Here is a 14,973-nt window from a genome sequence, read left to right as displayed (position 1 = left end):
TGCTCACGGGACAGCGCTCGAACGTTCACGAGTCGACGAGGACGAAGAACGGGGCAGTGATGCGCAGCACGAGCAACACCATGCGGACACGCAGGACCGTGAAGGCGGCCGCCACGCTCCTCGCGGGAGCCCTCGCGCTCTCGCTCACGGCGTGCGGCAGCGACGACGACAAGAGCGGCGGAAGCGACAGCAGCACCAAGAGCAAGGAATCCGGCGACACCCTCACCCTCCCCGAGCTGGACGGCACCACTCTCGAAGTGGCCGCCGTGTGGACCGGCACCGAACAGGCGAACTTCAAGAAGGTCCTCGCCGAGTTCGAGAAACGCACCGGCGCGAAGATCACCTTCGTGCCCGCCCAGGACCCGATCATCAACTTCCTCGGCTCGAAGATCGCGGGCGGCTCACCGCCGGACGTGGCGATGCTGCCGCAGCCCGGCGCCATCAAGCAGGCCGCCGACAAGGGCTGGGCCAAACCGCTGGGCGCCGAGGCCCAGGCGGAGCTCTCGAAGAACTACTCGCAGGGCTGGCAGGACATCGGGAAGGTGGGCGACAAGCAGTACGGCGTCTACTACAAGGCCGCCAACAAGTCGCTGATCTGGTACAACGCCAAGGTCTTAGAGAACGCGGGCGCGGCCGAACCCAAGTCCTGGCAGGAACTGCTGACCACCGCTCAGACGGTGTACGACTCCGGCGTCACCCCGTTCTCGATCGGCGGCGCCGACGGCTGGACCCTCACCGACTGGTTCGAGAACGTCTACCTCTCCCAGGCGGGCCCGGAGAAGTACGACCAGCTCGCCCAGCACAAGATCAAGTGGACGGACCCCTCCGTGAAGGAGGCCCTGACCACCCTGGCCCAGGTCTGGGGCAAGAAGGACTGGGTGGCGGGCGGCGCGAGCGGCGCGCTCCAGACCGAGTTCCCCGCCTCGGTGACCCAGACCTTCACCGGCGGCGAGCAGCCGAAGGCGGCCATGGTCTACGAGGGCGACTTCGTGCAGGTCAACATCGCCGACACCAAGTCGAAGGTCGGCACGGACGCCAAGGTGTTCCCGTTCCCGAAGGCCGGCGACACCGCGCCGGTGGTCTCCGGCGGTGACGCGGCCGTCATCCTGAAGGACTCCAAGGGCGCGCAGGCGCTGGCGACGTTCCTGGCCTCGCCGGACGCGGCGGAGATCCAGGCGAAGCTCGGCGGCTATCTCTCGCCGAACAAGAACGTCGACGTCTCCGTGTACCCGAACGAGGTCCAGCGGACGATCGCCAAGGCGCTGGTCGCGGCCGGCGACGACTTCCGCTTCGACATGTCCGACCAGGCGCCCCAGGCCTTCGGCGGCACCCCCGGCAAGGGCGAGTGGAAGGACCTCCAGGACTTCCTGAAGAACCCGACGGACGTGGCCGGCATCCAGGCGAAACTGGAGTCGGACGCGGCAGCGGCGTACGGGAACTGACGCGGCGATGACAACGCCCGCGGTGGCGGGGGCTCCCGGGGCCCCCGCCCCTCCCCGCTCGCGCAAGAGCGTGACCGGCACCCGGAGGACGGTGGCCGCGCTGTTCCTGCTGCCCGCCCTGGTGCTGCTCGGCGCGCTCGTGGTCTACCCGATCGGGTACTCGCTCGTGCGCAGTTTCTACGACCGGTCCGGCGACGGCTTCGCCGGCGTCGACAACTACAAGGCCCTCTTCACGGACGACGGCATCCGTACCGCCCTGAAGAACAACGTGATCTGGGTGGTGTTCGCGCCGACGGTCGCGACCGCGCTCGGTCTGATCTTCGCGGTGCTGACCGAACGGGTGCGCTGGGGCACCGCGTTCAAGCTGGTCGTCTTCATGCCGATGGCGATCTCGATGCTCGCCGCCGGCATCATCTTCCGGCTGGTCTACGACCAGGACCCGGACAAGGGCGTCGCCAACGCGGTGTGGGTGGGCGTCCACGACACGTTCGCCGAGTCGTCGGCGTTCCCGAAGGCCCACCCGGGCCGTGACTCGCCGCTGCGGGCCGAGGACGGCGGCTTCATCACCAGGACCCCGGTCCGCACCGGCGTCCCGGTCGCCCTGCCGCTGGTCGGCGTCGCCCCCGACCAGATGCCCGGCAGCGCGCAGAAGGCGGTGCAGGCGCGGCCCGAGCAGGGGGAGATCACCGGGACCGCCTGGCAGGACTTCACCCGCGGCAAGGGCGTCGGCACGCTCGGCGCACCCGATCCGTCCGAACTGGGCTACGCCGGAATGAAGATCGAGGCGGTGAAGGACGGCAAGGTGGTGGCCTCGACGAAGGCGGCCGCCGACGGCACCTTCACGCTTCCTGGCGAGGCGGACGGCGCCCTGCTCCGGCTGCCCGCGAGCAACTTCGAGGAGGCGTACAACGGCCTGGACTGGCTCGGCCCTTCGCTGGTCACACCGGCGATCATCGGCTCGTACATCTGGATGTGGGCGGGCTTCGCGATGGTGCTGATCGCGGCCGGCCTCGCGGGGATCCCGCGGGAACTGCTCGAAGCGGCCCGGGTGGACGGCGCCAGCGAGTGGCAGGTGTTCCGCAGAGTCACCGTCCCGCTCCTGGCGCCGGTCCTCGCGGTCGTCGCCGTCACCCTGATGATCAACGTGCTGAAGGTCTTCGACCTGGTCTTCATCATCGCCCCCGGCTCCTCTCAGGACGACGCGAACGTGCTCGCCCTGGAGCTGTACCGCAAGGGCTTCTCCGAGGACCAGCCCGGCATCGCCAGCGCCATCGCGGTGTTCCTGCTGCTGCTGGTGATCCCGGTGATGTGGTTCAACGTGCGTCGGCTCAGGCGGGAGGTCAGGCGATGAGCGGGCGACTCGAATGGATCATGGAGAAGCTCAACGGCGGGCTGGTGCGCGCCTTCCTGATCGTCGTCGGCCTGTTCTGGCTGGTGCCGACCGTCGGACTGCTCGTCTCCTCCCTCCGTTCCCCCGAGGACATGAGCGCCGACGGCTGGTGGAAGGTGTTCAGCGAGCCCTCCCGGCTCACCTTCGACAGCTACCAGAAGCTGCTCGAGAACGGCGACATCACGAGCTCCCTGGTCAACACCGTGCTGATCACGGTGCCGGCGACGGTCCTGGTCGTCGTCATCGGCGCGCTCGCGGGCTACGCGTTCGCGTGGATGGAGTTCCCGGGCCGGGACTGGTGGTTCCTGGCCGTCGTGGGGCTGCTGGTCGTGCCCGTGCAGGTGGCGCTCATCCCGATCGCCGAACTGTTCGGCAGGATCGGCCTGTTCGGGAACATCCTGGGAGTGATCCTGTTCCACGTCGGGTTCGGACTGCCCTTCGCGGTGTTCCTGCTGCGGAACTTCTTCGCGGAGATCCCCCGCGAGCTGCTGGAGGCGGCCCGCCTCGACGGCGCCGGTGAACTGCGCCTGTTCGCACGGGTCGTGTTGCCGCTGGGCGGCCCCGCGATCGCGTCCCTGGGCATCTTCCAGTTCCTGTGGGTGTGGAACGACATGCTCGTCGCGCTGGTGTTCACCAACGCCGACAGCCAGCCGATCACGGTCGCGCTCCAGACGCAGGTACGGCAGTTCGGCAACAACATCGACGTGCTCGCGCCCGGCGCGTTCATCTCGATGGTGGTCCCGCTGGCCGTGTTCTTCGCGTTCCAGCGGCAGTTCGTGTCCGGCGTGATGGCGGGCGCGGTCAAGTAGCCGGTCGGCAGCCGGTGGATCAGGGGCGGGCCGGGTCATCGGCCCGCCCCTCCCCGTTCACCCGTAATCCCCCGTATGCCGTACGAACCGTAACCAATTCACTCCATCGGCCGTTCCCGGGCAAGGCCCTGTCTTCCGCCCGCGCCGACCCATGGATGTCCCTTGCCCAGGTTCAGTGTCATCGTCCCCGCGTACAAGGTTCAGGCGTACCTGCACGAGTGCCTCGAATCGGTGCTGTCCCAGTCGTTCGCCGATCTCGAGCTGATCGTCGTCGACGACTGTTCGCCGGACGCCTGCGGCGAGATCATCGACGAGTTCGCGGCCCGCGACGAGCGCGTGCGCGCCGTGCACCTCCCGGAGAACGTCGGCCTGGGGCGGGCCCGCAACGCCGGGCTGGAGCGGGCGACCGGCGACTACCTGCTGTTCCTGGACTCCGACGACACACTCACCCCGGACGCGCTGCGCGCGATCGCCGAACGGGTGCAGGAGACGCGCGAGCCGGACGTCCTGGTCTACGACTACGCGAGCACGTACTGGTCGGGCGAGACCGTACGCAACCAGTTCGCGGCGCAGCTCACCGAGGACGGCCCGGCGCCCTTCCGGCTCCAGGACCGTCCGGGGCTGCTCAGGGTGCTGATGGTGGCCTGGAACAAGGCCTACCGGCGGGAGTTCGTCGAGGGCGTGGGCCTGACGTTCCCGCCCGGCTACTACGAGGACACCCCGTGGACGTACCCGGCGCTGATGGCGGCGGAGTCGCTCGCGACGCTGGACCGGGTCTGTGTGCACTACCGGCAGCGCCGCCGGGGCAACATCCTGTCCACCGTCAGCCGGGGCCACTTCGACGTCTTCGAGCAGTACGACCGGGTCTTCGCGTTCGTCGAGCGGCGACCCGAACTCGCCTGCTGGCGGCCGGTGTTGTTCCGCCGCATGGTCGACCACCTCTCCACGGTCTTCACCAAGCGCGACCGGCTCCCGCGCGGTTCGCGCGCCGAGTTCCTGCGCAGGGCCCGCGCCCACTACCGCCGTTACCGCACTCCGGGCGTGCCTGTCCCGCTGCGCTCCCGGCTGCGCCACACGCTGGTCCACTTCGGCGTGCACCGCACCTACCGGGTGCTCCAGGCGTCCATGACCGTGCGCCGGCGCACCCACAAGGCCGTCTCGAAGCTCGCCCGCGCGCTGAAGGCGGCCGTCCTCCAGGCCCACTACCGCGTCCAGTTGCGGCTGCCGCTGCGCGCCGACCGGGCCGTGTTCGCCGCGTACTGGGGCCGCGGGCACAGCTGCAACCCGGGCGCGCTGGAAGCCGCGTTCCGTACCTTCGCGCCGCAGGTGCGCACGGCGTGGATCGCCCGCCCCGAGCACCGGGCGGCCGTCCCGCCGGGCCCGCGCCAGGTGCGCCCCGGGACGGCCGCCTACTGGACGGCGCTGGCCCGCTCCAAGTACCTGGTGAACAACGTCAACTTCGACCGGCGGCTGGTCAAGCGCCCCGGTCAGGTCTTCGTGCAGACCCAGCACGGCACGCCCCTCAAGCACATGGGCCTCGACCTCCAGGAACGCCCGGCGGCCGCCCGTGACATGGACTTCGCCGAACTGCTGAGGGGCGTCGACACATGGGACTACGTCCTGTCGGCCAACCGCCACACCACCCTCACCTGGGAGCGCGTCTACCCCGGGCGCTACGAGACGCTCGAGTACGGCTACCCCCGCAACGACGTCTTCCAGCGGGCGACCTCGGCGGACGTGGCCCGGCTGCGCGAGTCCCTCGGCATCCCCCGCGACACGGTCGCCGTGCTCTACGCGCCCACGCACCGCGACTACCGCCGCGTCCAGCGCTCCCAGGTCGACCTGGAGCGGGTCCTGCGCCGCCTGGGGCCCCGCTTCGTGATCCTGGCCCGCGCCCACTACTGGCAGGAGGCGCCGGCTGGCCGGCCGGTGCCCGGCGTCATCGACGTCACCGACCACCCGAGCGTGGAGTCCCTCTGCCTGGCCTCGGACGCCCTGGTCACCGACTACTCGTCCCTCATGTTCGACTACGCCGGCCTGGACCGCCCGATCGTGATCCACGCCGACGACTGGGAGGCCTACGAGGCGGCCCGCGGCACCTACTTCGACCTGCGCGCCTGCCCGCCGGGCGCAGTCGCGCACAGCGAGGACGAGCTGATCGACATCTTCACGACAGGCCACTGGCGCGACTCCCGCTCGGCCCAGCTGCGGGCCGCGTTCCGCGAGCGGTTCTGCCCGCACGACGACGGCCGCGCCGCCGAGCGCGTCGTACGGCGGGTCGTGCTGGGCGAGACGCTGCTGCCCCCGGTGGTGCCGCTCGCCGAGCGCCGTCCGGTGCCGTCGGCCGCCGCCTCGGCGGCGATGCCCGCGGGGCGCCCGGCGCTCGACCATGTGCCACCGCCCGCGGGACCGGTCCTCCCCGTCACCGACCGGCGCTGAACCCCGCTCATCCTTCCGGGAGTTGCCATGCCCTTCGGCTCGTCGCGGCCCACGCCGACCCGGCCGTCCACCTGGCGGCCGGCCGGGCGGCCCGGCCGTACCGCCTGAAGAACACCGCCCCAGACGAACCCCCGCAGACCGACCGCCGCAGACCGACCGCCGCGGACCGACCGCCGCGGACCGACAGAGAAAGAGCAGAATGCCCCGCTTCAGCATCATCGTCCCGTCCCATGGGGTCGCGGGCCGGCTGTCCCTGGCGCTGGACTCCGTCCTGGCCCAGTCCTTCGGCGACTTCGAGCTGATCCCGGTCAGCGACGCGCCCGGCACCCCGGCCGCGGTCCTCGCCGCCGGGTACGCGCGGCGGGACTCCCGGGTGACCCCGGTGCACTCGCCACCGTCCGCCGGGCTGAGCGGGGCACGCAACACCGGGATCCGGGCGGCGGCCGGTGCGTATCTGCTGTTCCTCGACGGTGACGACGTCCTCGCCCCGGGCGCCCTGGCGACGGTGGACGCCCGGCTGACCGAGACCGGCGACGTCGACGTCCTGTACACCGAGCACGAGCGCACCCCCTGGTGGGACGGCGAGCCGACCAACCCGGCCGCCCCGCTGCTGGCGAGGGCTCCGAAGGGCGCCTTCTCCCCCGCCGAGGCCCCGCACATCACCGGCGTGCAGCTGCCCGCCTGGGGCACGGCCTACCGGCGCTCCTTCGTCGCCGAGCACCGGCTCGTCTTCCCCGACGGGCACTTCACGGACGTCGGCTTCGGCGGCCTGGTCACCATGCACGCCCAGCGGGTCGCGGTGCTGCGCTCGGTCGTCGTACGGCATCTGCTGCGGCGGCAGGGCAACCGGCTGAACCTGCCGGGCGAACACCATCCGGAGCTGCTGGACCGCACCGACGCGGTGCTGACCCGGGCGGCCGAACTCGGACTGCCCGAAGACCGGTCGGGTCCGCTCTTCGAGCAGCTCTTCGCCGCCGTGCTGAAGACGGCCGCGCATCCGGCCCGGCTGACCGGGCGCCGCCGCCGGGCCTTCTTCCGCCGCGCCGGCCGGCTGTACCGGCGCCACCGCCCGGCCGGTTTCCGCGGGCCGGGCGGCAGCCTGGGAGTGCAGCACCGGCTGCTGGCGGCCGGGGCCTACACGGCGTTCCGCGCGCTGCGCGGCGCCAACCGGCAGGCCGCGGGCGCCGTCGAGCGCCTCCCGCGCCCCCAGGGCCTGCGCACCCGCCTGCTCTACCGGCGTGGGCTGCGCCGCCGTATCGACCCGAACCTGGCGGTGTACTGCGCCTACTGGGGGCGCGGCTACGCGTGCAGCCCGGCCGCGATCCACGCCAAGGCCGCCGAACTCGCCCCGCACATCCGCTCGGTGTTCCTCGTCGAGGCCGACCAGGCGCACGCCATGCCAAAGGGCGTGGACCACGCCGTCATCGGCAGCCGCCGCTACTGGCAGGTCCTGGCCCGCGCCAAGTACCTGGTCAACAACGCCAACTTCGCGGAGGGCGTGGTCAAGCGCGAGGGCAGTGTGCACGTGCAGACCCAGCACGGCACCCCGCTCAAGAAGATGGGCGTCGACCAGTCGACGTACCCGGTCGTCGCCGCCGCGACCGGCTCCTTCACCAAGCTGCTGGGCCGCGTGGACCGCTGGGACTACAACCTCTCCTCCAACAGCCACTCCACCCAGATGTGGGAGCGCGCCTTCCCGGGCTCGTACGAGCAGCTGGAGTACGGCTATCCGCGCAACGACGTCTTCTACACGTCGACCGCGGCCGACGTGGCCAGGGTCCGGCGGGAACTGGGCGTGCCGGAGGGCAGCACGGCCGTCCTGTACGCGCCCACCCACCGCGACCACCTCACCGGTTTCGAGCCGGGCCTGGACCTGGAGGCCTTCTGCGAGGCGGCCGGCAAGGACGTCGTCGTGCTGCTGCGGGCGCACTACTTCTACGACGGGGGCGTCCGGCGCGGCACCGGCCGGATCATCGACGTCACCGGTCACCGCTCCTCCGAGGAGGTCTGCCTGGCCGCCGACGCGCTGGTCACCGACTACTCGTCGATCATGTTCGACTACGCCAACCTGGACCGCCCGATCGTCGTGTACGCCGACGACTGGGACGTCTACCGGGAGACCCGGGGCGTCTACTTCGACCTGATGGCGGCCCCGCCGGGACCGGTCGCCCGCACACCGCAGGAGCTGGCCCGGGCGTTCCGCGACGGCTCGTACGCGGACGCCGAATCCGGCGCCCGCCGGGCCGCATTCCGGTCCCGTTTCTGCCAGTTCGACGACGGCCGGGCCGCCGAGCGCGTGGTGCGCCGGGTGCTGCTCGGCGAGCCCCCCGAGGCGATCGTGCCCGTGCGGCCGCTCGCCGAGCGCGTCCCGGCCCCCGCCGCCTCCACCCTCGTAAGGAGCTGACCTCCGCAGTGCCCCGCTTCAGCATCATCGTCCCCTGTTTCAAGGTGCAGGGCTTCCTGCGCGAGTGTCTCGACTCGGTCCTGGAGCAGTCGTACCGGGACATCGAGGTGATCGCCGTCGACGACCGCTCGCCCGACGGCTGCGGCGCGATCCTCGACGAGTACGCGGCCCACGACGACCGCGTCCGGGTCCTGCACCTGCCGGAGAACGCCGGCCTCGGCCGCGCCCGCAACGCCGGTCTGCCGCTCGCGGGCGGCGACTACCTGTTCTTCCTCGACAGCGACGACACCCTCACCCAGGGCGCGCTGCGCGCGATGGCCGACCGGCTCGACGAGGCCGGCGACCCGGACGTGCTGGTCTTCGACTACGCGCGCACCTACTGGTGGGGCGGCACCCGCAGGAACGCCCTGGCCCACGTCCTCGCGGAGGCCGGCGACGGCACCTTCACGGCAGCCGAACGCCCCGGGATCCTCGACCTGTTGATGGTCGTGTGGAACAAGGTCCACCGGCGGGAGTTCGTCGAGCGAAACGGCTTCTCGTTCCCGCCCGGCTACTACGAGGACACGCCCTGGACGTTCCCGGTCATGCTGAGCGCGGAGCGGATCGCCACGCTGGACAGGATCTGCCTGAACTACCGCCAGCGGCGGCAGGGCAACATCCTGTCCACGACCAGCCGCAAGCACTTCGACGTCCACGACCAGTACGAGCGGGTCTTCGCCTTCGTCGACTCCCGCCCCGGGCTCGCGAGCTGGCGGGCCTATCTGCACCGCAAGATGGGCGAGCACTGTCTCGACATCCTCGCCAAGCCGGACCGGCTGCCGCCGTCGGACAAGGCCGAGTTCTTCCGCCGTACGGCCGAGCTGTTCGCCCGCCACAAACCGGCCGGTGAGCCGGTGCCCGCCGAACTCCGGGTCCTGGAGGGCGGTTACGCGGCCTACCGGATCAAACGGAAGGCCGGGCAGGCGGGCCGGGAGCTCGCCCGGCGCGGCGGGCAGGCGGGCCGGGCGGCGGGCGGGCGGCTGCGCCGGGGGCCGAGCGCCGTGCGCGGGCACCGCCCGCCGGATCCGCACCTCGTCCTGTACTCGGCGTTCTCGCACCGGGGCGTGCTCGGCGATCCGGGGGCCGTCTACGAGAAGGCGCGGGAGATCGCACCGCAGCTGCGCGGGGTGTGGGTGGTACGCGACGAGGAGACGGCCGAGCGGCTCCCGGCGGGCGTGGAGCACGTACTGCTCGACTCCCCCGCCTACCGCCGGGTCGGCGCGCGGGCCGGGTTCTTCGTCAACAACGTCAACTGGCCCGGCACCCTGGCCAAACGGCCCGGCAGCGTCCACATCCACACCCACCAGGGCACCCCGCTGAAGCACATGGCGGCCGACCTGCTCCAGCGGCCCGGCGCCCGGTACGGCGTGGACGTGCCCCAGATGCTGCGCCGTGCCGACCGCTGGGACTACAGCCTGGTCGCCAACCAGCACTCCGAACTGGTCTGGGAACGGGCGTACCCCTGTCACTTCACCTCGGTGCGGACCGGGAGCCCACGCAACGACGTGCTGGTGAACGCCGGTGCGCAGGCCGGTCTCGCGGTCCGCGCACGGCTCGGGATCCCGGCCGGCGACACGGTCGTGCTGTACGCGCCGACCCGCCGCGACCACGTGCGCGGCGGGCACGTCGACCGGCTCGACCTGGCCCGGTTCGCCGCCGGCCTCGGCGCGGGGCACACCCTCGTCGTACGGCTGCACCCGTCGCTGGCGACCGGCCCGGCGCGCGGGATGGGCCTGGCCGACCTGCACCGGCGCAAAGTGCTGGTGGACGCGACGGACGAGCCGCGCGTCGAGGACGTCATGCTCGCCTCCGACGTCCTGGTCACCGACTACTCGGCCCTGATGTTCGACTACGCCAACCTGGACCGGCCGATCGTCGTGCACGCCGACGACTGGGCCGCGTACACGGCCTGCCGGGGCGCCTACTTCGACGTCACCGCCGACGCGCCCGGCCATGTCTCGCGCACCTACCGGGAACTGGCGTGGCTGCTGACCTCCGGCAGCTGGCGCGACGAGGAGTCGGCGCGGCTGCGGGCGGGCTTCCGGGAGCGGTACTGCGCCTACGACGACGGGCGGGCCGCCGAACGGGTCGTCCGGCGGCTGCTGCTGGGCGAGGAGTTCCCCGAGCAGGCCGCCGTCGCGAAGGTGCCCGGCCCGGCCGGGGCCCGAGATCTGCTCGCGTCGCCGTGAGGACTCCCCCGCGGCCGCGCACCTGGGTGCTGGTCCTGGTCGCCGTGTTCGCGCTGCTCCAGCTCGCGAACGTGACCGGCCGGGACACGCCGGACAGCAAGAACTACCTGTCGTACGCGCTGGGTCTGCGCGGGGAGAGCAAGCGCGAGGCGGCGGCCGCGACCATCGACTACGCCTGCGCGGGTGAGGCCTCGGCCGCGGCCCGCCGGCAGAGCGTGGACGTGCTCCGCTTCGACGCTCCCGACCCCGGCCGCCGGGTCGCCGCCGAATGCCGGAAGCGGGAGTGGCGCAACGTCGACGCGCGGCTGAGGGCGGGGCAGACCGGCGGGCACACCGTGCCGTTCATGCCGGAGCGCTTCATGCGGATCTTCGAGGCGCGCCCCGGCTACCCGGTGTTCCTGCTGCCCTTCATCACGCTGTTCGGCGTGACCTGGGGCGTGTGGCTGGCGGGGGTCGCCGTGGCGGCGGCGGGCGGGGTCCTGGTGTTCCTGATCCTGCGCACCCTGCGCGCGCCGGCCCCTGTCTGTCTGACCGGGCAGGCCCTGTACTACGTGCTGCCGTGCGGTACGACCGCCATGCGCCCGATGACCGAGGGTCTGATGCTGGCGCTGACGCTGGCGGCGGTGTGGGGGTGCGCGCTGGCACTGGACGGTGCGGTGCGGGCGGGGGCGTGGCTGGTCGGCGGTTCACTGGCCGCCCTGTTCACCGTCAAGCACTCGCAGGCGCTGTTCCTCGGGCTGTGTCTGGCGGGGGCGGGCGCGCTGATCGCCGTACGCCGATCGCGGCGCGGCCGGCCGCCGGGGCTCGGGGTGGTCGTGGTGGCCGTCGCGGGTGGTTTCGGGGTGCTGGGGACGCTGGTACTGGCGAGGCTGCTGCACTATCCGTCCGAGGCGGAGAGTCTCCAGGATCTGCTGACCCACCACTTCGACCGGCCCGACCGCACGCGCGTGTGGCCGGAGTTCCTGAGCCTCCAGGGGAACTTCTGGATGGAGTGGCTGCGCCGGCAGCTGTGGGAGCCGCTGTTCGTGACCGCGCTGGCCGCCGGTGCCTGGGGTGTGGCGCGGGGGCGGCGGCGGGCGTTCGGCGTCTTCGTGCTCGGCGCCGCCTGCACCGGGGTCCTCACCCAGGCCGGCCACCCGGACATCACCATCTGGGGCGACCGGCTGATCGTGCTGGCGTGGCTGCTGCCGGTGCTGGGGGGGCCGCTGTTGCTCGAGCCCGTGCTGAGGGGGTGGGGGCGGGTGGCCCTGCCGGCCCAGGACGGGTCCGATCGGGCTCACTCCTTGAGGTGACTTTCGGCAAGGCCGTTGACCGGACGGGAAGATACGGCCAATGCCCCTCTTTGCCCAGCTCGGACACCGGTACGGTGCGCTGTCGCGTTCCTTGCCCGGTTCCCTGTTCCACTCCCTCCCCGGCGCGGCCCGATCCGGTACGGCCGGATGCGGCCCGGTCCGGTCCGGTGCGGTCCGGTCCGGTGCGGTCCGGTCCGGTGCGGTCCGGTCCGGTGCGGTCCGGTCCGGTGCGGTCCGGTCCGGTGCGGTCCGGTGAGCACCGATGTCCTGACCCGGCGGCCCGCGCTCGGCGTGACGGCGCTGCGCGGCGGGCGGGGGTGGCGGCCGACCCCGTACCAGGCCCTCGGCTTCCTGTTCTGGCTGGCGATGTCACTGGCGTACTGGCGGGTGCCGCAGTGCTGCGACGCCGGCCAGCACGCGGCGGTCGTCGAACGCCTCAAGGACCGCCTGCTGGACCCGCGACACCCGACGGGCGATCTGCCGGGTGCGGGCAGCCCGTACTACTCGCCGTACGCGGTGGCGGAGGGCGCGTTCGCCCGGGTGACCGGGCTGACGGGCTGGGAGGTGCTGCGGGTCGCCGGCCCGGTGAACCTGCTGGTGCTGCTGACCGGCATCGGCCGCTTCACCCGCGTGCTGACGCCGAGGCCGTGGGCGCCGGTGCTCGCACTGGCGGCGATGACGCTGCTGTGGGGCACCGAGCGGGCCTGGTGGAGCGGCTACCTGGGCCTGATGTCGATGACCGGCAACCTCGGCTACCCGTCCACCTTCGCCATCGGGCTCACCTTCTGGGCGTGGGCCCTGGCGGGCACGCGCGCGCGTGACGCGCGCCGGGTGCGGTACGTGGGGCCGAGCGGGCTGCGCGGCTACACCGGGTACCTGGCACTGGGCGTGCTGTACGGGGTGATCCTGCTGGTGCATCCGATCACGTCGGTCGCGGCGGGGGCCGGGGGCGCGGCCTTCGTCGTGGGGTGGCAGCGGGGGTGGCGGGCCGCGGTGGCCGCCCGGTGGGCGGCGGCGGGGGCCATGGCGCTGCTGGTGGCGGCGGTCTGGCCGTACTTCGACGTGTTCGAACTGGCCGGAAACGGCAGCGTCGACGCGATGCACCGGCGGCTGTACGACGGGCTGGTGGGCCACTTCTGGCTGGCGCTGCTGGGACTGCCGGCGCTGTGGGCGCGGGGCCGCCGCTCGGTGCGCGACCCGCTGGTGCTGATGTTCGCCCTGGAGTGCCTGGTGGTGGCGTACGGCTTCGTCAGCGGCCACTACACCTACGGGCGGATCCTCGGCCTCACCCTGGTACCGCTCCAGTTCGCGCCGGCCGTGGAACTGGCGGCGCGACGGCCCTGGCGGCCGGGGCGGCGGGTGCTGGGCGCGGTCGCGGCGGCCGCGGCCTGCCTCGGTTTCCTCACGGTGCAGGCGGGGGCGGTCGTGCCGCGCGCGCTGGACCCGGTCGGCTTCGAACCGCCGCCGCGCTGGCCGTCGTACGACTGGGCCGCGCGGTACATCGGGCCCGGCGAGGTGGTGGTCACCGACGGGTACTACGCGGTGCACGCGATCGCCGGGTACGGGCCGAACCTGGCCGCGCCGGCCTGGCCGGACGCGGCCCTGGACGAACGGGAGCGGCTACGGCGGCTCGACGACGTGCGCACCTACCTCTCCCGCGAGTCGACCCGCGCCGAGCGGGTGGGGATCGCCCACCGCTACCGCATCCGCTGGCTGCTCCTGACGCGCTGGCACCCGGTGCCCGAGGAGGCCGTGGTGGTGGCGTGGAGCCGGCGGACGGGGGAGGTGCTGGCGCGGGTCGGCAACCACTGAACGGCTGCACCACCGAACCGCTGCGCCGCCGTACCGCTCAGCAGCGGGTCGGCGATCACAGCGGTCGGCGACTACTCGATGACGAGGTCGACCTCGATGTTGCCGCGGGTGGCGTTGGAGTAGGGGCAGACCTGGTGGGCGGTCTCGACCAGCTTGCGGCCGGTCGCCTCGTCCAGACCCTCGGGCAGCTCGACGCGCAGCGTCACCTTGAGGCCGAAGCCCTCGCCCTGCTTGCCTATGCCGACCTCGGCGGTCACGGCGGCGTCGGTGACGTCGACCTTCGCCTGACGGCCGACGAGACCGAGGGCGCTGCCGAAACAGGCCGCGTAACCGGCGGCGAAGAGCTGCTCGGGGTTGGTGCCCTGACCGTTGCCGCCCAGCTCCACCGGCGGGGCCAGCTGGAGGTCGATCTTGCCGTCGGAGGAGACGGCGCGACCGTCGCGGCCGTGGGTGGCGGTGGCGACTGCGGTGTAGAGCGCGTCCATGGATGAACCATCCCTCTCGGAAGTCGTGTCGGGGGGTGGCCGGCCCTCGCGCCGTTCGCGTCCGGACCGCCTCACGGAGATAAGTAGAGCACACAATTTAGTTGTGCACAACTAAATGACTCGCTGGAGCTACCCTGGGGACATGACCGCGACGCCCACACCCGCAGCGCAGGAGAACGCCGAGGAGAACTGGCTCCGCCTGGACAGCCAGATCTGCTTCTCCCTGCACGCCGCCTCGCGCGCCTTCAACGGCGTCTACCGCGTGATCCTCAAGGAACTCGGGCTGACCTACCCCCAGTACCTGGTGCTCCTGGTCCTGTGGGAGCACGGCGAACTGCCCGTCAAGAAGCTCGGCGAGCACCTCCGCCTCGACTCCGGCACGCTCTCGCCGCTGCTCAAGCGGCTGGAGTCGGCCGGCCTGGTGCGCAGGGAGCGCAGCTCCCGCGACGAGCGCTCGGTGGAGATCCGGCTCACCGAGGAGGGCGTCGCACTGCGCGAGCGGGCGCTGCGGGTGCCGCGCCGGATCGTCTCGGCGACCGGGTTCGACCTGGACGAGATCCGCGACCTGCGCGAACACCTCGACCAGCTCACCTCGGCCCTCGACACGGCGGCCCTGGAGGAGGAGCCGGAACACGGATGACGATCCGGGTCGCACGGCGCCCCGGCGAAACG

The 14,973-nt window shown here is 72.2% G+C and carries 10 protein-coding genes; 9 read left to right on the top strand and 1 reads right to left on the bottom strand.

All coding sequences use genetic code 11. The features are described from left to right. The first annotated feature begins 59 nt into the window (after positions 1-59). The 8 genes from ACFWBD_RS20635 to ACFWBD_RS20600 all read left to right on the top strand — a co-directional run bounded on the left by ACFWBD_RS20635 (position 60) and on the right by ACFWBD_RS20600 (position 13,816). Positions 60-1,442, top strand: a complete 1,383-nt coding sequence (locus ACFWBD_RS20635) for an ABC transporter substrate-binding protein (RefSeq protein WP_385668457.1) — start codon at positions 60-62, stop codon at positions 1,440-1,442. A 70-nt stretch (positions 1,443-1,512) separates the two neighbouring features. Further along, positions 1,513-2,793, top strand: a complete 1,281-nt coding sequence (locus tag ACFWBD_RS20630) for a carbohydrate ABC transporter permease (protein WP_385668604.1) — start codon at positions 1,513-1,515, stop codon at positions 2,791-2,793. Next, entirely contained in the window at positions 2,790-3,641 is an 852-nt protein-coding gene (locus ACFWBD_RS20625) for a carbohydrate ABC transporter permease (RefSeq protein WP_385668454.1), read from the top strand. Before ACFWBD_RS20630 ends, ACFWBD_RS20625 begins: the two co-directional genes overlap by 4 nt. 162 nt (positions 3,642-3,803) lie before the next feature. Then, positions 3,804-6,080, top strand: coding sequence for a CDP-glycerol glycerophosphotransferase family protein (locus ACFWBD_RS20620; RefSeq protein ID WP_385668451.1), 2,277 nt, complete (start codon positions 3,804-3,806; stop codon positions 6,078-6,080). A 199-nt stretch (positions 6,081-6,279) separates the two neighbouring features. Next, positions 6,280-8,484 carry a CDP-glycerol glycerophosphotransferase family protein gene (locus ACFWBD_RS20615; RefSeq protein ID WP_385668448.1) on the top strand — a complete coding sequence of 735 codons (2,205 nt, stop codon included), beginning with the start codon at positions 6,280-6,282 and terminating at the stop codon, positions 8,482-8,484. Between the two features lie 8 nt (positions 8,485-8,492). Continuing rightward, positions 8,493-10,712, top strand: a complete 2,220-nt coding sequence (locus tag ACFWBD_RS20610; protein WP_385668445.1) for a CDP-glycerol glycerophosphotransferase family protein — start codon at positions 8,493-8,495, stop codon at positions 10,710-10,712. Then, positions 10,709-12,004 carry a hypothetical protein gene (locus ACFWBD_RS20605; protein WP_385668442.1) on the top strand — a complete coding sequence of 432 codons (1,296 nt, stop codon included), beginning with the start codon at positions 10,709-10,711 and terminating at the stop codon, positions 12,002-12,004. Before ACFWBD_RS20610 ends, ACFWBD_RS20605 begins: the two co-directional genes overlap by 4 nt. Positions 12,005-12,256: 252 nt before the next feature. Continuing rightward, positions 12,257-13,816, top strand: coding sequence for a hypothetical protein (locus ACFWBD_RS20600; RefSeq protein WP_385668439.1), 1,560 nt, complete (start codon positions 12,257-12,259; stop codon positions 13,814-13,816). Positions 13,817-13,887: 71 nt separating this feature from the next. Here the strand turns inward: ACFWBD_RS20600 and ACFWBD_RS20595 are convergent, their stop codons facing one another. Next, on the bottom strand, positions 13,888-14,301 hold the full coding sequence (locus ACFWBD_RS20595; RefSeq protein WP_351764282.1) for an organic hydroperoxide resistance protein: 414 nt from the start codon (positions 14,299-14,301) through the stop codon (positions 13,888-13,890). A 142-nt stretch (positions 14,302-14,443) separates the two neighbouring features. Here ACFWBD_RS20595 and ACFWBD_RS20590 point away from each other — a divergent pair, with 142 nt between their 5' ends. Next, positions 14,444-14,941, top strand: coding sequence for a MarR family winged helix-turn-helix transcriptional regulator (locus tag ACFWBD_RS20590; RefSeq protein WP_385668434.1), 498 nt, complete (start codon positions 14,444-14,446; stop codon positions 14,939-14,941). The last annotated feature ends 32 nt before the right edge of the window (positions 14,942-14,973 follow it).

The organism is Streptomyces sp. NPDC060002, assembly GCF_042737245.1.
Lineage (GTDB): Bacteria > Actinomycetota > Actinomycetes > Streptomycetales > Streptomycetaceae > Streptomyces.
This window is presented reverse-complemented; position numbering and strand designations above follow the sequence as displayed.